Raw genomic sequence first — 19,797 nt, 5'->3', positions numbered from 1 at the left:
TCCGGCGTTTGAGGACGAGGCCGTTCAGGCCGAACGGGGGTCTGGGGGCGGAGCCCCCAGGTACGGATGGGACGGGTAGGGGCGGTGGGGGCGAAGAACACCCACCCCGGCAACACCCGTTCCGCCCCCTGCGAGGGCCCCGTACCGTAATCGAAGTGAGCACCCTAGAACGCATGAGGTGCAGACTCCGCGCCCACCCCATGGCACTGGACGCCGCACTGGCAACCGCCGTCCTGGTCTGCATGATGGCCAGCTCCGTCATCGACCCGCACGTGGGGCAGGGCACGACCTGGGGCGTCCGCACCCCGAACGCCCTCAGCCTCACCCTGATGGTGCTCGGCGCCGCGGCCCTCGTCCTCCGCCGCCGCGCCCCCATGGCGGTGCTCGCCGCGACCGGCGCTCTCTCCGTCCTGGAACTGGTGGCCAGCGACCCCAGGGCCCCGGTGGCGATGTCCGCCGTCGTCGCCCTCTACACCGTCGCGTCGATCAAGGACCGTCCGACCACCTGGCGGGTAGGCCTGCTCACGATGACGGTGCTGACGGCGTGCGCGATGCTCGCCGGCCCGCTGCCCTGGTACGCGCAGGAAAACCTCGCCATCTTCGCCTGGACGGGCATGGCCGCCGCCGCGGGCGACGCCGTACGCAGCCGCCGCGCCTTCGTGCACGCCATCCGTGAACGCGCCGAGCGCGCGGAACGCACCCGCGAGGAGGAGGCGCGCCGCCGCGTCGCCGAGGAGCGGCTGCGCATCGCCCGCGATCTGCACGACGTCGTCGCCCACCACATCGCCCTGGTCAACGTGCAGGCCGGAGTCGCCGCACACATCATGGACAAGCGACCCGACCAGGCGAAGGAGGCACTGGCGCACGTCCGCGAGGCCAGCCGCTCGGCGCTCAACGAACTCCGCGCCACCGTGGGCCTGCTGAGGCAGAGCGGCGACCCGGAGGCGCCCACCGAGCCCGCCCCCGGCCTGGCCCGCCTCGACGAACTCGCCGACACCTTCCGCAACGCGGGACTTCCCGTCGAGGTCGCCCGCGCCGACCACGGCACCAGCCTCCCCGCCGCCGTCGATCTGGCCGCGTACCGCGTCATCCAGGAGGCACTCACCAATGTGCGCAAACACGCGGGCCCGGAGGCGAAGGCCGAGGTCAGCGTCGTACGCGTAGGCCCGAACGTGGAAGTGACCGTCCTCGACAACGGACCGGGACACGACGACGGACCGGAAGAGGGCGGCGGGCACGGGCTGCTCGGAATGCGCGAGCGGGTCACCGCGCTCGGCGGCAGCTGCACGACCGGTCCCCGGTACGGAGGCGGCTTCCGGGTCCATGCGATCCTTCCGGTCAAGAACCGCACGCCTGCGCTGGGAGGCTCCGCATGACCATCCGTGTCCTGCTGGTCGACGACCAGGCGCTGTTGCGCAGTGCGTTCCGCGTCCTCGTCGACTCCGAGCCCGACATGGAGGTCGTGGGCGAGGCGTCCGACGGCGCGGAGGCCGTGCGGCTCACCCGGGACACCCGCGCCGACGTGGTGCTGATGGACATCCGGATGCCCGGCACCGACGGGCTCGCCGCCACCCGGCTGATCAGCGCCGATCCCGGGCTCGCACACGTACGGGTGGTCATGCTGACGACCTTCGAGGTCGACGAGTACGTGGTCCAGTCGCTGCGCGCCGGCGCGTCCGGGTTCCTGGGGAAGGGGGCCGAGCCCGAGGAACTCCTCAACGCCATCCGGATCGCGGCGGGCGGCGAGGCGCTGCTGTCCCCGGCGGCCACCAAGGGCCTGATCGCCAAGTTCCTCGCGCAGGGCACCGGTGCGGACGAGGCGAGGGACCCCGCCCGCGCCGAACGGCTCGACGCGCTCACCGGACGCGAGCGCGAGGTCCTCGTCCAGGTAGCCGGAGGCCACTCCAACGACGAGATCGCCGAACGCCTCGAAGTCAGCCCGCTCACCGTGAAAACACACGTCAACCGCGCCATGGCCAAGCTCGGCGCCCGCGACCGGGCGCAACTCGTCGTCATCGCGTACGAGTCCGGGCTGGTACGTCCCAGGGTGGAATGACAGGTGCCGGACCCGGCAACGCGAACGCGGTCGAGGGGCACCTCGTACCACCGGGGTGCCCCTCGACCACGTACGAGCAGCGCGCGCGTTACGGCAGCGCCAGCATCCGCTCCAGCGCCAGCTTCGCGAACGCCTCCGTCTCCTTCTCCACCTCGATGCGGTTGACGAGGTTGCCCTCGGCCAGGGACTCCAGGGTCCAGACGAGGTGGGGGAGGTCGATGCGGTTCATGGTCGAGCAGAAGCAGACCGTCTTGTCGAGGAAGACGATCTCCTTGTCCTCGGGCGCGAAACGGTTCGCGAGTCGGCGGACCAGGTTCAGCTCGGTGCCGATGGCCCACTTGGAGCCGGCCGGAGCCGCCTCCAGGGCCTTGATGATGTATTCCGTGGAGCCGACGTAGTCCGCCGCGGCGACGACCTCGTTCTTGCACTCCGGGTGGACGAGGACGTTCACGCCGGGGATGCGCTCGCGGACGTCGTTCACCGAGTCCAGGCTGAAGCGGCCGTGGACCGAGCAGTGACCCCGCCACAGGATCATCTTCGCGTCGCGCAGCTGCTCGGTGGTGAGGCCGCCGTTCGGCTTGTGGGGGTTGTAGAGGACGCAGTCCTCCAGCGTCATCCCCATGTCACGGACGGCGGTGTTGCGGCCCAGGTGCTGGTCGGGGAGGAAGAGGACCTTCTCGCCCTGCTCGAACGCCCACTCCAGGGCCCGCTGGGCGTTGGAAGAGGTACAGATCGTGCCGCCGTGCTTGCCCGTGAACGCCTTGATGTCCGCGGAGGAGTTCATGTACGAGACGGGCACGACCTGCTCGGCCACCCCGGCCTCGGTCAGCACGTCCCAGCACTCCGCGACCTGCTCGGCCGTGGCCATGTCGGCCATCGAGCAGCCGGCCGCGAGATCGGGCAGGACGACCTTCTGGTCGTCGCTCGTCAGGATGTCCGCGGACTCCGCCATGAAGTGCACGCCGCAGAAGACGATGTACTCGGCCTCGGGGCGCGCGGCCGCGTCGCGGGCCAGCTTGAAGGAGTCACCCGTGACGTCCGCGAACTGGATGACCTCGTCGCGCTGGTAGTGGTGGCCGAGCACGAAGACCTTGTCCCCGAGCTTCTCCTTGGCCGCGCGGGCGCGCTCCACCAGGTCCGGGTCGGACGGCGAGGGCAGGTCGCCGGGACACTCGACGCCCCGCTCGCTCCTCGGGTCGGCCTCGCGGCCGAGCAGCAGCAGGGCGAGGGGCGTCGGCTGTACGTCGAGTTCCTGGGTCTGGGCGGTGGTCACGACACGCACCCTTTCTGTTCTGCGGCTCGCCGGACCGCGGGAGCGATCCGGCGGGTCATGCCGGGACAAGCCTTTTCGTCGAAATGACGCTATCTATCATAACCGCTTCACGTCATGTTGACGATGCCCATAGCGTCGATGTGACGTGAATCCCGGGCTGGTTGGGCCGTCCACAGCGCGCTGTTCGCTCTCCTGCGCATGTGCGAGCATGAAGAGGAAAGAAGACAGAACGGAAAGACAGACTCTCGGCCCGGAATGAATCCGCGGCCCCGGCGGTTGCAACTGTCGGCAAGCAGTCTCCGTACAACCCGGGAGAGAAGCAGATGTCCGTATCGGACGAGAAGACCACCGTGAGCGACGGCATCCTGCTGTCTGACGCCGCCGCGGGCAAGGTCAAGGCCCTGCTCGACCAGGAAGGCCGCGACGATCTGGCGCTGCGCGTCGCCGTTCAGCCCGGCGGCTGCTCCGGCCTGCGGTACCAGCTCTTCTTCGACGAGCGCTCCCTCGACGGCGATGTCGTCAAGGACTTCGGCGGCGTCAAGGTCGTCACCGACCGCATGAGCGCCCCGTACCTGGGCGGCGCGTCCATCGACTTCGTGGACACCATCGAGAAGCAGGGCTTCACGATCGACAACCCGAACGCGACGGGCTCCTGCGCCTGCGGTGACTCCTTCAGCTAGGACAGGTCCTAAGCCCCCGGCCCCGGCCGAACGACACGTACGAAGGCGGCGTCCCCCTCCGACAGGGACGCCGCCTTCGCGTATCAGCAGTCGCCGGACGCCTTCGCTACCGCGCCTGGGGAGTCTCCGGCGGCGCGCCCTGCACCTTCCCCTCCGGGATCGCCCTGCCGTCCGTCCCCACCACCTCGCGGTCGCCGAGCGGCTCGTCCAGGTGCACCGTCTTCTCGTAGAACTTCGCGATCAGGATGCAGTACTTGCCCTTCCACGGCGTCTCGGTCACGGTCACCGTCACCTTGTCCGCGCTCTCGCTCGCCTTCGCCGAGTAGTCCGCGCACACCCCGCCCGTGAAGCTCACGGTCAGATCCTTGCCGTCGGCCGTGTAGCCCTGCACCTCGACGTCCCGGGACGCCGGTGCCGCGGTCGGCTCATCGCTCGGCCCGCTCGGCCGCGGGCTGGGCGTCACGGTGGGTTCCGGTGACGTCAGATACTCCGGTTCGACCGCCGGATGCGTCACGGTGACGTCGGCGTCCGCGCCCGTCGGCCGTACCTCGAACAGCCAGGACGGCACCAGCGTCCGGTGCCCGGCCACGAAGTGCGACGCCAGCCCGAAGGTCGCCTTCTCGACGGCCACCGACTCCCGCTCGGGCACCACGGTCGACGCCGCGCACGGCGTCTCGTCGCGCTCCTTCAGCGGTACGGCGCCGGCGCAGTCGCCGGGCCCCTTGCGCGCGTCGCCCGAAGCCGCCCCGGACGCCGGCCCGTTCATCAGGTCCAGCGTCTCCCGCGCGCCGATCACGGGGTACGTGTCCCCCTTCACCAGCGTCTTCAACTGGCCGCTGCCGACCAGCACTTGACCGTCCGCGCCGACCTGGACACCGGTGGTCCAGCCGTACGTGGGCAGCCCGCCGACCTCCGGGTCCGCGTTCACCAGCCTTATGGCGCCCATGAGTTGGCTCGCGTCCAGCTTCGCGTCGTCCTGGCCCAGCGCCTTCAGGACGGGGGCGGCGGCCTTCTTCGCGGCGGCCTCGCTCACCGCGCGATCGCTCGCGGAGCCCGGGGTGTTCGGGGAGCCGGGGGTGCATACGGCACCCTTGCAGTTGTCGGTCCCGGGCGCGTACCGGCTGAACGTCCAGGAGCCGGGGGCCTGCCGGTTCACCTGCAGGCTCGGCCCGGAGCCGTCCTTGTCGGTACCGACCTTCCAGGTCTCGCCGGTCAGCTTCGGCGTCCCGGTGACGTCGAGGGCCGTCGCGAGGCGGGCCACCTCGGCCGCCGTGACCTTGCCCTCCGCCGCGTAGACGGGCGCGGAGTCCGGACCGGCGGGCAGCTCGCCGTCGGCGCGGTAGACGGTGCCGTAGGGATTCGGCTCGCCGGGCGCGATGCCGCCCGTACCGCCCGTGTCACCCGTACCGCCGTCCGTGTAGCCCTCGAGGGCGAGCGCCGGGGGAGTGCCGTCGCCGCCGGGGGTCCGGGAGCCGCCGTTTCCCCCGCCGCCGGAAGCGGTCGTGGCGACATACGCTCCGCCGCCCCCGACGAGCAGAACCGCGGCCGCGACCGAGGCGACGGCCACCGGGGAATACCGTCGGCGCGGCTTCGCCGTCTCGGCACCCTCCTCGGGGGGTTCGGTCGCTTCGTTGTCGGGTCGCTCGGTGCTCACCGCATCGCTCCTTCGGCTCCGCTGCTGCTGGAGGGTCGTACACCGCATCCCCTATACGGGGGACAGCGATGGGACGCAGCGAGGGAGCGCGCGGTTCCCTGTGGGCGCCGACTCGGCCGCCCCTTTCCGTGGGCGCCGACTGGGCCGCCCCTTTCCGGGTCCCGCTCAGTCGCCGTAGTCGGACATCGCGTCCAGGAGGCGGGCGGAGGTAGGAGGCACGGTCACCCCGTGGATGAGGGACGGGGACACCGGGAGGGGCTCGACCGGGACCGGAGCCGCCCAGTGCCGGGCCATCCGGGCGCCGTCGCCACGCAGTGACGCCAGATCGCCATCGAGGTCTTGCGAAGCCGAGCCGTGGACCTTGAGGTTCGTCATACTGGCACCGTAAGCACGGTGGGCGCCATGAAGAAAGATCTACTATCGGGTAGTTTCAGCCGCTTCGATGGGCCCGTGTCCACCGGGTAGCGTGAACTGTCAATCCCCTCCCCCCGCAGGAGCGTGTCCTCGCCGTGCGTATCGCAGTCACCGGCTCCATCGCCACCGACCACCTCATGACCTTCCCCGGCCGGTTCGCCGACCAGTTCGTCGCGGACCAGTTGCACACGGTCTCGCTGTCCTTCCTCGTCGACAACCTCGACGTACGCCGGGGCGGCGTCGGCGCGAACATCGCCTTCGGTATGGGGCAGCTCGGCACCGCGCCGATCCTGGTCGGGGCCGCGGGCGCCGACTTCGACGAGTACCGGGCGTGGCTGGACCGCCACGGCGTCGACACCGGCTCCGTGCGCATCTCCGAGGTGCTGCACACCGCCCGCTTCGTGTGCACCACCGACGCCGACCACAACCAGATCGGCTCCTTCTACACGGGCGCGATGAGCGAGGCCCGCCTGATCGAGCTCAAGGCCGTGGCGGACCGGGTCGGCGGGCTCGACCTCGTCCTCATCGGCGCGGACGACCCCGAGGCGATGCTGCGCCACACCGAGGAGTGCCGGTCCCGCCAGATCCCCTTCGCGGCGGACTTCTCGCAGCAGATCGCCCGCATGGGTGGCGACGAGATCCGGATACTGCTGGACGGGGCGACCTACCTCTTCTCGAACGAGTACGAGAAGGGGCTCATCGAGTCCAAGACCGGCTGGAGCGACGCCGAGATCCTCTCCAAGGTCGGCCACCGGGTGACCACCCTCGGCGCGCAGGGCGTGCGCATCGAGCGGGACGGCGAGGACCCGATCGAGGTCGGCTGCCCCGAGGAGGAGCGCAAGGCCGACCCGACGGGCGTCGGCGACGCGTTCCGCGCCGGCTTCCTGTCCGGGCTGGCCTGGGGCGTCTCCCTGGAGCGCGCCGCCCAGGTCGGCTGCATGCTCGCCACGCTGGTCATCGAGACGGTCGGCACCCAGGAGTACCAGCTGCGCCGGGCCCACTTCATGGAGCGCTTCACCAAGGCGTACGGTGACGAAGCGGCGGCGGAGGTCCAGGCCTACCTGGCCTGACCGGGACACCCGGCCCCGCCAGGCCCTGTCGGCCTAGGCCACCCGGCGGACCACATACACCGAGCCGTGGTCCGCCGGCTCCTCCCCGACGTACTCCTGCCCCCGCATCTCGCACCAGGCCGGAATGTCCAGCCGGGCCGCCTCGTCGTCCGAGAGGACGCGGACGAGGCCGCCCACGGGCACATCACCGATGACCTTGGCCAGCTCGATCACCGGGATCGGGCACCGCTTGCCGAGGGCGTCCACGACGAGGGCGTCGTCCCGTACGGTCGCCGCGGGCGTCGGCGCCCCCAGCTTCTCCCGTACCGCCGAGACCGCGACCGGCAGCACGGACAGGAAACGGTCGACGTCCTCGGACGGCGTGTCCGGCGGCAGCGACACCCGGACGTTGCCCTCGGTCAGCACACCCATCGCCTTCAGGACATGGCTGGGGGTCAGCGTGCTGCTCGTACAGGAGGAGCCGGAGGAGACCGAGAAACCCGCGCGGTCGAGTTCGTGCAGCAGTGTCTCTCCGTCGACATAGAGACAGGAGAAGGTGACGATCCCCGGAAGCCGCCGCTCCGCGTCGCCGACCACCTCCACGTCCGGCACCAGCTGCGGGACCCGTACCCGGATCCGGTCCGTCAGTTCCCGCAGCCGTACCGCCTCCGCGGCCGCCTCCGCGCGTACGGCGCGCAGCGAGGCCGCCGCCGCCACGACGGCGGGGATGTTCTCGAAGCCGGCCGCCCGGCCCGACTCCCGCTCGTCCACCGGCCCTTGGGGCGCGAACCGCACCCCCTTGCGCACGACCAGCAGCCCGACCCCCGAAGGGCCGCCCCATTTATGGGCGCTCGCCGCCAGCAAGGACCAGTCGCCCTCGACGCGCCCCCAGCCCAGCGACTGCGCCGCGTCCACCAGCAGCGGCACCCCCGCCGCCCGGCACGCCTGAGCGACCGCCGCCACCGGCTGCTGGGTGCCCACCTCGTGGTTGGCGGACTGGAGACAGGCGAGCGCGGTGTCGGGGCGCAGGGCGGTGGCGTACGAGGAAGGGGACACCATGCCCGCACGGTCGACCGGGACCTGGGTCACCGTGCCGCCCGCCGCCTCGTGAACGTCTGCCGAATGGAGTACCGACGAATGTTCGACGGCTGACACGATCAGGTGGGATCCGATGCGTCGGCGGCCCGCGAGGGCGCCCTCGATCCCGGAGTGGACCGCCCGGGTACCGGACGAGGTGAACGCCAGTTCGTCGGGGCGGCAGCCCACCGCGTCGGCCGCCGCCTCGCGCGCCGCGTCGAGCAGCAACCGGGCCCGCCTCCCCTCGCGGTAGAGCCGGGCGGGGTCGGCCCACCCCTCGTCGAGCGAGGCCTGCAGGGCCTGTCGGGCCACGGGGTGCAGCGGAGCCGCGGACGCGGCGTCGAAGTAGGACACGCCACCACGCTAACTCCTGCTCCGGAGGAGGTGTCAGAAGGCGTCCGGAGCGGGGCATTCCGGGGGTCCAAGGGCGCTCATCAGAACAAACAGCACTCCTTCGGGGAGTCGGACGGCGCGTTGGGCACCCTCCCCGCGCGACCCCAAATAGCGTCCAGTAGGGTTTGGTCCGCATAAACATCCAAACCCCTGCCCGTGTGCCAGGGCGGCGAGCGACCAGCGAGTAGGCCGTAGCCAACCAGCGCGGGCGAGACTCTCGGGAAGGCGCTACGTGAGTCCCAACGGCTCCGACCGCTCGCCGCGGCGCCCGATGCGGCGGAAGCTGCTGCAGGCACTGACTGCGGGCCTGGTCCTGGCGACCGCCACCGGTTGCACATACAAGGACTTCCCCCGCCTTGGTATGCCCACCCCGACCACGGAAGAGGCTCCGCGGATCCTCTCCCTCTGGCAGGGCTCGTGGGCGGCCGCGCTCGCCACGGGCGTGCTGGTCTGGGGCCTGATCCTGTGGAGCGTGATCTTCCACCGGCGCAGCCGCACCAAGGTCGAAGTCCCTCCGCAGACCCGGTACAACATGCCCATCGAGGCGTTGTACACCGTGGTCCCGCTCATCATCGTCTCGGTGCTGTTCTACTTCACCGCCCGCGACGAGACGAAGCTCCTCAGCCTCGACGAGAAGCCCGACGTCACGGTCAACGTGGTCGGCTTCCAGTGGAGCTGGGGCTTCAACTACATCGAGGACGTCCCCGGTTCCACCGGGAACGCCAAGACAAACAAGAACCTGGCCGCCATTCCGGACCGGTTCAAGAAGGACTTCCCGGCGAACGCCGGCGGTGTCTACGACGTCGGCACGCCCAGCTCGCGGAATCCGCAGACGGGCAACCCCGGTCCGACCCTCGTGCTCCCCAAGGGCAAGACGGTCCGCTTCGTCCTCACTTCACGTGACGTCATCCACTCCTTCTGGGTGGTGCCGTTCCTGATGAAGCAGGACGTCATTCCGGGGCACACCAACTCCTTCCAGGTGACCCCCAACAAGGAGGGCACCTTCCTGGGCAAGTGTGCTGAGCTGTGCGGCGTCGACCACTCCCGGATGCTCTTCAACGTGAAGGTCGTCTCCCCCGAGCGCTACGAGGCCTACCTCAAGGAGCTCGCGGCGAAGGGACAGACCGGTTACGTCCCGGCCGGCATTGAGCAGACGGGCCACGAGAAGAACCGGGAGACGAACAACCTGTGAGCATCCTCAACGAACCCCAGGGTGCTGCCGAAGCCGAAGACTCGTACGAGAACGAGCTGCCGGTACGGCGCAAGCAGCCCGGCAACGTCGTGATCAAGTGGCTCACCACCACTGACCACAAGACGATCGGCACGCTGTATCTGGTCACGTCGTTCGCGTTCTTCTGCATCGGCGGCGTCATGGCGCTGTTCATGCGCGCCGAACTGGCCCGTCCCGGCACGCAGATCATGTCGAACGAGCAGTTCAACCAGGCGTTCACGATGCACGGCACGATCATGCTGCTGATGTTCGCGACGCCGCTGTTCGCCGGTTTCACGAACTGGATCATGCCGCTGCAGATCGGCGCGCCCGACGTGGCGTTCCCGCGGCTGAACATGTTCGCTTACTGGCTCTACCTGTTCGGCTCGCTCATCGCGGTCGGCGGCTTCCTCACCCCGCAGGGTGCGGCCGACTTCGGCTGGTTCGCCTACAGCCCGCTGTCGGACGCGGTCCGCTCGCCGGGCATCGGCGCCGACATGTGGATCATGGGTCTGGCCTTCTCCGGCTTCGGCACGATCCTCGGTGCGGTCAACTTCATCACCACGATCATCTGCATGCGCGCTCCCGGCATGACGATGTTCCGCATGCCGATCTTCGTGTGGAACGTGCTGCTCACCGCGGTTCTGGTGCTGCTGGCGTTCCCGGTACTGGCCGCCGCGCTGTTCGCCCTGGAGGCGGACCGTAAATTCGGTGCCCATATCTTCGACGCCGCAAATGGCGGAGCATTGCTCTGGCAACACCTCTTCTGGTTCTTCGGCCATCCAGAGGTGTACATCATCGCCCTGCCATTCTTCGGAATCATTTCCGAGGTCATCCCGGTGTTCTCCCGCAAGCCGATGTTCGGCTACATGGGTCTCATCGGCGCCACCATCGCCATTGCCGGTCTGTCCGTGACCGTGTGGGCGCACCACATGTACGTCACCGGTGGCGTACTACTCCCGTTCTTCTCCTTCATGACGTTCCTCATCGCCGTCCCAACAGGCGTGAAGTTCTTCAACTGGATCGGAACGATGTGGAAGGGCTCGTTGTCCTTCGAGACACCGATGCTCTGGGCGGTCGGATTCCTGATCACCTTCACCTTCGGTGGTCTGACCGGCGTCATCCTGGCCTCGCCGCCGATGGACTTCCACGTCTCGGACTCGTACTTCGTGGTGGCGCACTTCCACTACGTGATCTTCGGTACGGTCGTGTTCGCGATGTTCTCCGGCTTCCACTTCTGGTGGCCGAAGTTCACCGGCAAGATGCTCGACGAGCGGCTCGGAAAGATCACCTTCTGGACGCTGTTCGTGGGCTTCCACGGCACGTTCCTGGTGCAGCACTGGCTGGGTGTCGAGGGCATGCCGCGTCGCTACGCGGACTACCTCGCCGCCGACGGCTTCACCGCGCTGAACACGATCTCGACGATCAGCTCGTTCCTGCTCGGCCTGTCGATCCTGCCGTTCTTCTACAACGTGTGGAAGACCGCCAAGTACGGCAAGAAGGTCGAGGTCGACGACCCGTGGGGCTACGGTCGTTCGCTCGAGTGGGCCACGTCCTGCCCGCCGCCGCGGCACAACTTCCTCACCCTGCCGCGGATCCGTTCCGAATCCCCGGCCTTCGATCTGCATCACCCGGAGATCGCCGCTCTCGACCAGCTTGAGAACCACGGTCACGGTGGCAAGGCCCTCGCTGGTGGCAAGGAGGCCGGCAAGTGAAGGTCCAAGGCAAGATGTTCCTCTGGCTCGCCGCCTTCATCCTCGTCATGGCGATCGTCTATGGCGTGTGGTCGAAGGAGCCGGCCGGCACCACCGCGCTCTTCCTGGCCTTCGGCCTGAGCGTGATGATCGGCTACTACCTCGCCTTCACGGCCCGGCGTGTCGACGCGCTCGCGCAGGACGACAAGGAGGCCGACGTCGCGGACGAGGCCGGCGAGGTGGGCTTCTTCAGCCCGCACAGCTGGCAGCCGCTCTCGCTCGCCGTCGGTGGCGCGCTCGCCTTCATGGGCGTCGTCTTCGGCTGGTGGCTGCTGTACTTCTCGCTGCCGATCATCCTGATCGGCCTGTGGGGCTGGGTCTTCGAGTACTACCACGGTGACAACCGCACGCAGTAGTACGTACTCGTACGCGGCCCTGTAGCACGCGCTGAACGCCCGGGAACCCGGACACTCCGTGAGGAGGGTCCGGGTTCCCTCGTTCGGCGCACATCCCGTCCCTCGCACGGCTCACTCGCCGCGCCGTAACCGACGGGGGTTCATAGCGTGAAACCATGAACCACTCTCCGCGAATCCGTACGGTCGTCAGCTGCGCCACGCTGGTGGTCGCTCTCGGCGCGGCCGCCACCGCCTGCGACTCCGACGGCCATCCCCTCTCGGCCAGGCCGTACGACGCGGCGGGTCAGATCTCCTTCAGCGGCCCGGACGAGAACCAGAAGGTCGACCCCGACAAGCCCCTGGAGATCACCGCCACGGGTGACGACGGACGCATCACCGATGTGACGGCCATCGACACGTCGGGGCGGTACGTGGCGGGCGAGCTCTCCGCCGACGGCAGCCGCTGGCACAGCACCTCACCGCTGGCCGCGGGCGCCCATTACACGGTGCGGGTGAGCACGGAGGACGCGGACGGTGCCGCCGGCCGCCAGATCATCGCCTTCGACACCAGCACGCCCAAGACCAAGAAGGCCCTCGACGTGACCTTCGGGCCCGGGGCGGGCGAATACGGCGTCGGCCAGCCTGTCACCGCCGTACTCAGCGCCCCCATCAAGGACAAAGCCGCCCGCGCGGTCGTCGAGGGCGCCCTCAGGATCGACTCGGAGCCCGCGGTGGAGGGCGCCTGGCACTGGGTCGACGACAAGACGCTGCACTACCGCCCCAAGGAGTTCTGGCCCGCCCAGGCCACCATCCAGGCGCACAGCAACCTGAAGGGCCTCAAGGTCGCCGAACGCCTCTGGGGCGGCGAGGCGAAGCCCCTGCAGCTCACCACCGGCAACCGCCTCATCGCCGTCACGGACGCCGCCACGCACCGCATGACGGTCTACGAGAACGACCAGGCGATCAAGCAGATCCCCGTCACCACCGGCAAGCCCGGTTTCGAGACCCGCAACGGCGTCAAGGTGGTGCTCGGCAAGGAGTACTTCGTACGCATGCGCGGTACCACCGTCGGTATCGCGGAGGGCACTTCGGACTCGTACGACCTGCCCGTGTACTACGCGACCCGCGTGACCTGGAGCGGCGAGTACGTGCACGCGGCGCCCTGGTCGGTCGGCCAGCAGGGGTTGGCGAACGTCAGCCACGGCTGCACCGGGATGAGTACCGCCAACGCCAAGTGGTTCTTCGAGCACGTGCGCGAGGGCGACATCGTGAAGGTCCAGAACTCCAAGGGCAAGATCATGGACCTGTTCGGCAACGGTTTCGGCGACTGGAACCTCGACTGGCAGAACTGGCTCAGCGGCAGCGCCCTGATGGCGCACGGCCCTGAGAGCCCGTTCGCTGCGGACAGCGCCCGGCTGCGCCCCGAGCCAGTGTGAAGCGGGGGCGCGGGGAGCGCCCCCTCAGGGGCACGGAGCTGTGACACGTGCGACTCCGCCGCGTGGGCGCGACCAGCCCCAACGACCCGCAGGCGCGCAGCGCACCCGCCGCCCCGAGCCCTCACGCGCCCAGGAGGGCCTTACGCCGCAACAGAGAGGCCAGGGCGGACGCGAACTCGACAGGGTCCACCGGCAGTGTCACGGCGGCATCCGCACGGCTCCACGTGGCCAGCCAGGCATCCTGCGGGCGCCCGATGAGCACCAGGACGGGCGGGCAGTTGAAGATCTCGTCCTTGAGCTGCCGGCAGAGACCCATTCCGCCCATCGGGACGGCCTCGCCGTCCAGCACGCAGACGTCGATCCCGCCCTTGCCCATCTCCGTCAGGACCGCCGCGTGCGTGGCGCACTCGATGAACTCGACGGCGGGGACGTCCGGAGCTGGCCGGCGCCCGGTGGCGAGCCGCACCTGCTCCCGGGTCTGGGAGTCGTCGCTGTAGACCAGCACCGTGGCGGTCGGCTGCATTGTTCCTCCACGCATCTAAGAAGCACAGCTTTGGTCGGGAACTCCGGGTACCGATGGCGCGGATGCTACCCCTTCAAACACGTCGTCAACACCGGTTCGGACAGGGCTTCGATGGGCCATACGGGCTGGACACACCCCACGGACACCCCGAACGGCACCCCCGGGCGTGAGGGCGGGATAAGCGACCGACATAATGTCGGTCGTGGCGACAGCAACGACAGTAGAAACCGGGCACGCGCACCCGTCGGTCAATCGACCGAACCTCACCAGCGTCGGAACCATCATCTGGCTGAGTTCCGAGCTGATGTTCTTCGCGGCCCTCTTCGCGATGTACTTCACCCTGCGATCGGTGACCGGGCCGGAACACTGGAAGGAGATGGCGGACCATCTCAACTTCCCGTTCTCGGCGACGAACACCACGATCCTGGTGCTCTCTTCCCTGACCTGCCAGCTCGGCGTATTCGCCGCCGAGCGCGGGGACGTGAAGAAGCTCCGGATGTGGTTCATCGTCACCTTCGTGATGGGTGCGATCTTCATCGGCGGTCAGATCTTCGAGTACACCGAACTGGTCAAGAAGGACGGGCTCTCGCTCTCCTCCGACCCGTACGGCTCGGTGTTCTACCTGACCACCGGCTTCCACGGCCTGCACGTGACGGGCGGGCTCATCGCCTTCCTGTTTGTCCTCGGCCGCACATACGCGGCCAAGAGGTTCACTCACGAGCAGGCGACCGCCGCCATCGTCGTGTCCTACTACTGGCACTTCGTCGATGTCGTCTGGATCGGCCTCTTCGCCACGATCTACATGATCAAGTAATCGGGCCCACCGCCCGAAACATCCAGAAGCATCGACGCAGAAGATCCTGACACCGGGGTAATCCGTGAAAAAGCTCTCCGCACGACGACGCCATCCGCTGGCGGCGGTCGTCGTCCTACTCCTCGCGCTGGCGGCCACCGGGGGGCTGTACGCCGCGTTCGCACCCGCGAGCAAGGCGCAGGCCGATGAAACCGCCCAGTCCCTCGCCATCGACGAGGGCAAGAAGCTCTACGCCGTCGGCTGCGCAAGCTGCCACGGATCCGGCGGTCAGGGGTCCTCCGACGGGCCGAGCCTGGTGGGCGTGGGCGCCGCGGCCGTCGACTTCCAGGTCGGCACCGGCCGTATGCCGGCGCAGCAGCCGGGCGCGCAGGTCCCGAAGAAGAAGGTCATCTACTCGCAGGCCGAGATCGACCAGCTCGCGGCGTTCATCGCCTCGCTCGGTGCCGGTCCCACGATCCCGACCGAGAGCCAGGTCAGTCCCGAGGGCGCGGACATCGCCAAGGGCGGCGAACTCTTCCGCACCAACTGCGCCCAGTGCCACAACTTCACCGGCAAGGGTGGCGCGCTCACGCACGGCAAGTTCGCGCCGAGCCTTGAGGGTGTCGACCCGAAGCACATCTACGAGGCCATGCAGACCGGCCCGCAGAACATGCCGTCCTTCCCCGACACCACGCTGACGGAGAAGAACAAGAAGGACATCATCGCGTACCTCGACGCGGTCAACAGTGACGAGACCGTGGACCCCGGTGGCCTGAGCCTGGGTGGCCTCGGGCCGGTCAGCGAAGGCCTGTTCGGCTGGGTCTTCGGTCTGGGCAGCCTGGTCGCCGTCGCCATCTGGGTCGCCGCTCGGACCGCAAAGGCCAAGAAGTCATGAGTAGCCAAGACAATCCACAAGAGAACCTGCCCGCTGAGCAGGCCGACGAGCACGGTCACGGCACGGTAGCCGTCACGGGCGAGACGAACCCGTTCGCGGACCCGGGCCTGCCGCCCCACGAGCACCGCATCCAGGACATCGACGAGCGGGCCGCCAAGCGGTCGGAGCGCGTCGTCGCCTTCCTGTTCACGCTGTCGATGCTCGCCACGGTGGGCTTCATCGCCTCGTTCGTGGCGATCCCGGCCGACCAGTCGATCTACGTCTTCCCGATCGGCCACATCAGCGCGTTGAACTTCGCGCTGGGCATGACCCTCGGCGTGGCGCTGTTCGCGATCGGCGCGGGCGCGGTCCACTGGTCCCGCACTCTGATGTCCGACGTGGAGTTCACTGACGAGCGTCACGCGATCGAGGCGCCGGAGGAGGTCAGGGCCAAGGTCCTGGACGACTTCCAGCAGGGCGCCAAGGAGTCCGGGTTCGGCCGCCGCAAGCTGATCCGCAACACGATGTTCGGTGCGCTGACCCTGGTTCCGCTCTCCGGCGTCGTGCTGCTGCGCGACCTCGGCCCGCTGCCCGGGACCAAGCTGCGGCACACGATGTGGCGCAAGGGACTGCAGCTCGTCAACATGAACACGAACGAGCCGCTGCGTCCCTCGGACATCGCCGTCGGTTCGCTCACCTTCGTCAAGCCCGAGGGCCTGGAAGAGCACGACGAGGACTTCCAGAAGGAGATCGCGAAGGCGGCCGTGATGATCGTCCGGATCCAGCCGGACAACATCAAGGACAAGCAGGAACTCGCGTGGGGCTACGAGGGAATCGTGGCCTACTCGAAGATCTGCACCCACGTCGGTTGCCCGATCTCCCTGTACGAGCAGCAGACGCACCACGTACTCTGCCCGTGCCACCAGTCCACCTTCGACCTCTCCGACGGTGCCCGAGTGATCTTCGGCCCGGCCGGTCACGCCCTGCCGCAGCTGCGCATCGGTGTGAACGAAGAGGGCTACCTCGAGGCGCTCGGCGACTTCGATGAGCCCGTCGGTCCTGCCTTCTGGGAGCGCGGATGAGCACTACGCCCAAAACCGATGCGCGTTCTTCGCGCGACAAGGCGCCCGCAGGTGAGCGGGTCGCCGACTGGGCCGACGGTCGTCTGGGGATCTACTCCCTGGCCAAGACCAACATGCGCAAGATCTTCCCCGACCACTGGTCGTTCATGCTGGGTGAGGTCTGCCTCTACAGCTTCATCATCATCATCCTCACGGGTGTGTATCTGACGCTGTTCTTCCACCCGTCGATGAACGAGGTGACGTACCACGGCAGCTACGTCCCGCTCCAGGGACAGCTGATGTCCGAGGCGTTCAACTCGACCATGCACATCTCCTTCGATGTGCGCGGTGGTCTGCTGATCCGGCAGATCCACCACTGGGCGGCGCTGATCTTCCTCGCCGGCATGTTCGTGCACATGATGCGTGTGTTCTTCACGGGCGCGTTCCGCAAGCCCCGTGAGATCAGCTGGCTGTTCGGCTTCCTGCTGTTCGTCCTGGGCATGTTCACCGGCTTCACCGGTTACTCGCTCCCGGACGACCTGCTCTCCGGCACCGGTGTCCGCTTCATGGAGGGCGCCATCCTGTCCGTGCCGATCGTGGGCACGTACCTCTCGTTCTTCCTCTTCGGCGGCGAGTTCCCGGGCGGCGACTTCGTGGCCCGCTTCTACTCGGTGCACATCCTGCTGCTGCCGGGCCTCATGCTCGGCCTGTTGGTCGGTCACCTGATTCTGGTCTGGTACCACAAGCACACGCAGTTCGCGGGCCCCGGAAAGGCGAACAACAACGTCGTCGGCATGCCGCTGCTGCCGGTCTACACGGCCAAGGCCGGAGGCTTCTTCTTCCTGGTCTTCGGTGTCATCGCGGCCGTCGCGGCGATCGCCTCGATCAACCCGATCTGGTCCATGGGCCCCTACCGTCCGGACCAGGTGTCCACCGGTGCGCAGCCCGACTGGTACATGGGCTTCTCCGAGGGCCTGATCCGTGTCATGCCGGGCTGGGAGATCAACTTCTGGGGCCACACGCTCGTCCTGGGTGTGTTCATCCCGCTGGTGATCTTCCCGCTGGTCCTGGTCGCGATCGCGGTGTACCCGTTCATCGAGTCCTGGATCACCGGCGACAAGCGCGAGCACCACATCCTGGACCGCCCGCGCAACGCCCCGACCCGGACCGCGTTCGGTGCCGCCTGGATCAGCTGGTACTTCGTCATGCTCGTCGGTGGTGGAAACGACATCTGGGCGACGCACTTCCATCTGTCGATCAACTCGATCACCTGGTTCGTGCGCATCGGATTCTTCGTGGTGCCGGTGCTGGTGTTCCTCGCCACCAAGCGGATCTGCCTCGGCCTCCAGCGCCGCGACAAGGACAAGGTGCTGCACGGCCGCGAGTCGGGCATCATCAAGCGTCTGCCGCACGGTGAGTTCATCGAGGTGCACGAGCCGCTCGGCCCGGAAGCGCTGCACACGCTCACCGCGCACGAGCAGTACCAGCCCGCCGAGATCGGCCCGACGGTCGACGAGAACGGTGTCGAGCGCAAGGTGAAGGGCACGCAGAGGCTGCGCGCCAAGCTCAGCAAGGGCTACTACGGGGAGAACAACCAGATCCCCAAGCCCACGGTCGAGGAGTACGAGGAGATCACGAGCGGCCACGGCCACCACTGATCCTCTGACCGATCCTCATCGATCACCACGATCGCCACGGCAAGAGCCCCCGTCCATTGCATGGACGGGGGCTCTTTGCCGCCTCCGGGCCTGGATAGGGTGTTCTCATCTACAGGTGTCCCTGTCCAGGACGGACGGGACGGACCCAGGAGCGGCTTATGAGCGCTGTGAACCCCGCTGGAGGCAATACCGCGGCGGGCCGTTCCTGGCCCGAGGTACTGAACGGCCTGCTCGACGGCCGTGACCAGAGCGCGGACAACACGGCCTGGGCGATGGACCGCATCATGCGCGGCGAGGCGACGGACGCGCAGATCGCCGGTTTCGTGGTGGCGCTGCGGGCCAAAGGCGAGACGGTCGAGGAGATCTCCGGTCTGGTCCGGGCGATGTACGACCACGCGAACGTGATCGAGGTGCCGGGGGAGACCGTCGACATCGTCGGTACGGGCGGCGACGGCGCGAAGACCGTCAACATCTCCACGATGTCGGCGATCGTCGTGGCCGGCACCGGTGCCAAGGTCGTCAAGCACGGCAACCGGGCCGCGTCCTCGGCGTCCGGTGCCTCGGACGTCCTGGAGAAGCTCGGCGTCAATCTGGAGCTGCCGCTGAAGCGGGTGGCCGAGGTGGCCGAGGAGGCCGGGATCACCTTCTGCTTCGCGGTCAAGTTCCACCCGGCGCTGCGTCATGTGGCGGCGGCGCGGGGGCAGTTGGGGATCCGGACGGTCTTCAACGCCCTCGGTCCGCTGACGAACCCGGCGCGGGTACGGGCGCAGGCGGTCGGCGTCGCGGATCCGCGCATGGCGCCGATCGTGGCTGGCGTGTTCGCCGAGCGCGGTAACTCCTCGCTGGTCTTCCGCGGTGACGACGGCCTGGACGAGCTGACCACCACGTCGACGTCGAAGGTGTGGGTCGTCCGTGACGGCAAGGTCCAGGAGGAGCGCTTCGACCCCCGTGACGTCGGCCTCGACCTCGTCCCGGTGGAGGCCCTGCGGGGCGCTGACGCCTCGTACAACGCCGATGTCGCCCGTCGGCTGTTGAACGGTGAGACGGGGCCCGTGCGGGACGCCGTGTTGCTGAACTCGGCGGCGGCGCTGGTCGCCCTCTCGCCGGGCGAGGCGCCGCTTGCGGAGCAGCTGCGCGTCGGCATGGCGAAGGCGGCGGAGGCGATCGATTCCGGGGCGGCGAAGGCGGCGCTGGAGCGGTGGGTGGCGGCCAGCAACGCGTAGCGCCCGCGGCGGCGGGGGTGGGGCTTGTTCTCGCCCCCGCCGCCCGCACCCGTCCCCTCCTTGAGCCCCCAAGGAGGCGGGGGCGTGGTCCTCCTCCCCGTCCCGGTATCCGGACATGGGGGTTGCGCCCGGGAGGCCGTGTGGCAAGATGCTGCGCAGGTCATGAGCGACAGCCATCAGGCCCCGGCCGGCTGTCCGGCAACCCTCCGTCCGTGGCGGGGTGCCCCGGGTGAAGACCAGGCCGTAGGCAGCGAGGTCTACGGCAAGCGCGGACCCCTCGCACTCTTTGAGTGGGCACCAGGGGTCCTGGTCGTTCGAGGGAGCCCTCTGTGAG

18 protein-coding genes and 1 riboswitch are annotated in these 19,797 nt (G+C 68.6%); of the genes, 13 read left to right on the top strand and 5 right to left on the bottom strand.

The features are described 5' to 3' along the window. The first annotated feature begins 155 nt into the window (after positions 1-155). Entirely contained in the window at positions 156-1,376 is a 1,221-nt protein-coding gene (locus AB0D57_RS04795) for a histidine kinase (protein WP_362067013.1), read from the top strand. Beyond that, the gene (locus tag AB0D57_RS04790; RefSeq protein ID WP_362067011.1) at positions 1,373-2,056 is read left to right on the top strand and encodes a response regulator transcription factor; all 684 of its coding nucleotides are present in this window, start codon (positions 1,373-1,375) and stop codon (positions 2,054-2,056) included. Before AB0D57_RS04795 ends, AB0D57_RS04790 begins: the two co-directional genes overlap by 4 nt. A gap of 88 nt (positions 2,057-2,144) precedes the next feature. Here the strand turns inward: AB0D57_RS04790 and nadA are convergent, their stop codons facing one another. Beyond that, complete coding sequence (nadA, locus tag AB0D57_RS04785) at positions 2,145-3,329, bottom strand: quinolinate synthase NadA (RefSeq protein ID WP_362067009.1); 1,185 nt, start codon at positions 3,327-3,329, stop codon at positions 2,145-2,147. A gap of 323 nt (positions 3,330-3,652) precedes the next feature. Here nadA and AB0D57_RS04780 point away from each other — a divergent pair, with 323 nt between their 5' ends. Continuing rightward, the gene (locus AB0D57_RS04780; RefSeq protein WP_362067007.1) at positions 3,653-4,009 is read left to right on the top strand and encodes an iron-sulfur cluster assembly accessory protein; all 357 of its coding nucleotides are present in this window, start codon (positions 3,653-3,655) and stop codon (positions 4,007-4,009) included. A 106-nt stretch (positions 4,010-4,115) separates the two neighbouring features. Here AB0D57_RS04780 and AB0D57_RS04775 read toward each other — a convergent pair whose 3' ends face one another. Beyond that, on the bottom strand, positions 4,116-5,663 hold the full coding sequence (locus AB0D57_RS04775; protein WP_362067005.1) for a hypothetical protein: 1,548 nt from the start codon (positions 5,661-5,663) through the stop codon (positions 4,116-4,118). 165 nt (positions 5,664-5,828) lie between these two features. Beyond that, positions 5,829-6,038, bottom strand: a complete 210-nt coding sequence (locus AB0D57_RS04770; protein WP_362067003.1) for a hypothetical protein — start codon at positions 6,036-6,038, stop codon at positions 5,829-5,831. A 134-nt stretch (positions 6,039-6,172) separates the two neighbouring features. Here AB0D57_RS04770 and AB0D57_RS04765 point away from each other — a divergent pair, with 134 nt between their 5' ends. Beyond that, complete coding sequence (locus AB0D57_RS04765) at positions 6,173-7,147, top strand: carbohydrate kinase family protein (RefSeq protein WP_362067001.1); 975 nt, start codon at positions 6,173-6,175, stop codon at positions 7,145-7,147. A gap of 33 nt (positions 7,148-7,180) precedes the next feature. On the opposite strand, the gene AB0D57_RS04760 is transcribed toward AB0D57_RS04765, so the two are convergent. Continuing rightward, the gene (locus tag AB0D57_RS04760) at positions 7,181-8,557 is read right to left on the bottom strand and encodes an aminotransferase class V-fold PLP-dependent enzyme (protein WP_362066999.1); all 1,377 of its coding nucleotides are present in this window, start codon (positions 8,555-8,557) and stop codon (positions 7,181-7,183) included. 271 nt (positions 8,558-8,828) lie between these two features. Here AB0D57_RS04760 and coxB point away from each other — a divergent pair, with 271 nt between their 5' ends. From coxB to AB0D57_RS04740, 4 genes are all read left to right on the top strand, one after another. Further along, positions 8,829-9,788, top strand: a complete 960-nt coding sequence (gene coxB, locus AB0D57_RS04755; protein ID WP_362066997.1) for a cytochrome c oxidase subunit II — start codon at positions 8,829-8,831, stop codon at positions 9,786-9,788. After that, the gene (gene ctaD / locus AB0D57_RS04750; protein WP_362066995.1) at positions 9,785-11,521 is read left to right on the top strand and encodes a cytochrome c oxidase subunit I; all 1,737 of its coding nucleotides are present in this window, start codon (positions 9,785-9,787) and stop codon (positions 11,519-11,521) included. Before coxB ends, ctaD begins: the two co-directional genes overlap by 4 nt. After that, the gene (locus tag AB0D57_RS04745; protein ID WP_362066993.1) at positions 11,518-11,916 is read left to right on the top strand and encodes a cytochrome c oxidase subunit 4; all 399 of its coding nucleotides are present in this window, start codon (positions 11,518-11,520) and stop codon (positions 11,914-11,916) included. The genes ctaD and AB0D57_RS04745 overlap by 4 nt, the downstream gene beginning before the upstream one ends. A gap of 155 nt (positions 11,917-12,071) precedes the next feature. Then, positions 12,072-13,331, top strand: coding sequence for an Ig-like domain-containing protein (locus AB0D57_RS04740; protein WP_362066991.1), 1,260 nt, complete (start codon positions 12,072-12,074; stop codon positions 13,329-13,331). 121 nt (positions 13,332-13,452) lie between these two features. On the opposite strand, the gene AB0D57_RS04735 is transcribed toward AB0D57_RS04740, so the two are convergent. Next, positions 13,453-13,854: a hypothetical protein gene (locus tag AB0D57_RS04735; RefSeq protein ID WP_362066989.1), complete on the bottom strand. Its 402-nt coding sequence runs from the start codon at positions 13,852-13,854 to the stop codon at positions 13,453-13,455. A 193-nt stretch (positions 13,855-14,047) separates the two neighbouring features. On the opposite strand from AB0D57_RS04735, the gene AB0D57_RS04730 reads away from it, so the two are divergent. The 5 genes from AB0D57_RS04730 (at position 14,048) to trpD (ending at position 19,463) form a co-directional block, all read left to right on the top strand. Next, entirely contained in the window at positions 14,048-14,668 is a 621-nt protein-coding gene (locus tag AB0D57_RS04730; RefSeq protein WP_362066987.1) for a heme-copper oxidase subunit III, read from the top strand. Positions 14,669-14,732: 64 nt separating this feature from the next. Further along, a complete protein-coding gene (locus AB0D57_RS04725; protein WP_362066985.1) occupies positions 14,733-15,542 on the top strand; it encodes a c-type cytochrome in 810 nt (269 codons plus the stop codon). Beyond that, the gene (locus AB0D57_RS04720; RefSeq protein ID WP_362066983.1) at positions 15,539-16,603 is read left to right on the top strand and encodes a Rieske 2Fe-2S domain-containing protein; all 1,065 of its coding nucleotides are present in this window, start codon (positions 15,539-15,541) and stop codon (positions 16,601-16,603) included. Before AB0D57_RS04725 ends, AB0D57_RS04720 begins: the two co-directional genes overlap by 4 nt. Then, on the top strand, positions 16,600-18,240 hold the full coding sequence (locus AB0D57_RS04715; protein WP_362066981.1) for a cytochrome bc complex cytochrome b subunit: 1,641 nt from the start codon (positions 16,600-16,602) through the stop codon (positions 18,238-18,240). The genes AB0D57_RS04720 and AB0D57_RS04715 overlap by 4 nt, the downstream gene beginning before the upstream one ends. A gap of 158 nt (positions 18,241-18,398) precedes the next feature. Next, positions 18,399-19,463: an anthranilate phosphoribosyltransferase gene (trpD, locus tag AB0D57_RS04710; RefSeq protein WP_362066979.1), complete on the top strand. Its 1,065-nt coding sequence runs from the start codon at positions 18,399-18,401 to the stop codon at positions 19,461-19,463. A 158-nt stretch (positions 19,464-19,621) separates the two neighbouring features. Next, positions 19,622-19,738: riboswitch (SAM riboswitch) on the top strand. The last annotated feature ends 59 nt before the right edge of the window (positions 19,739-19,797 follow it).

Origin of the sequence: Streptomyces sp. NPDC048275, assembly GCF_040652275.1 — a bacterium.
GTDB lineage: Bacteria > Actinomycetota > Actinomycetes > Streptomycetales > Streptomycetaceae > Streptomyces.
The sequence above is the reverse complement of the archived record's forward strand: the minus strand, read 5'-3'. Positions and strand labels throughout refer to the sequence as shown.

Bases quoted from the DNA above. Each gene is read 5' to 3' on its own strand.
- AB0D57_RS04790 (WP_362067011.1), top strand. From the start codon at position 1,373: ATGACCATCCGTGTCCTGCTGGTCGACGACCAGGCGCTGTTGCGCAGT.
- AB0D57_RS04780 (WP_362067007.1), top strand. From the start codon at position 3,653: ATGTCCGTATCGGACGAGAAGACCACCGTGAGCGACGGCATCCTGCTG.
- AB0D57_RS04770 (WP_362067003.1), bottom strand. From the start codon at position 6,038: ATGACGAACCTCAAGGTCCACGGCTCGGCTTCGCAAGACCTCGATGGC.
- AB0D57_RS04740 (WP_362066991.1), top strand. From the start codon at position 12,072: ATGAACCACTCTCCGCGAATCCGTACGGTCGTCAGCTGCGCCACGCTG.
- AB0D57_RS04735 (WP_362066989.1), bottom strand. From the start codon at position 13,854: ATGCAGCCGACCGCCACGGTGCTGGTCTACAGCGACGACTCCCAGACC.
- AB0D57_RS04730 (WP_362066987.1), top strand. From the start codon at position 14,048: ATGTCGGTCGTGGCGACAGCAACGACAGTAGAAACCGGGCACGCGCAC.
- AB0D57_RS04720 (WP_362066983.1), top strand. From the start codon at position 15,539: ATGAGTAGCCAAGACAATCCACAAGAGAACCTGCCCGCTGAGCAGGCC.
- AB0D57_RS04715 (WP_362066981.1), top strand. From the start codon at position 16,600: ATGAGCACTACGCCCAAAACCGATGCGCGTTCTTCGCGCGACAAGGCG.
- trpD (WP_362066979.1), top strand. From the start codon at position 18,399: ATGAGCGCTGTGAACCCCGCTGGAGGCAATACCGCGGCGGGCCGTTCC.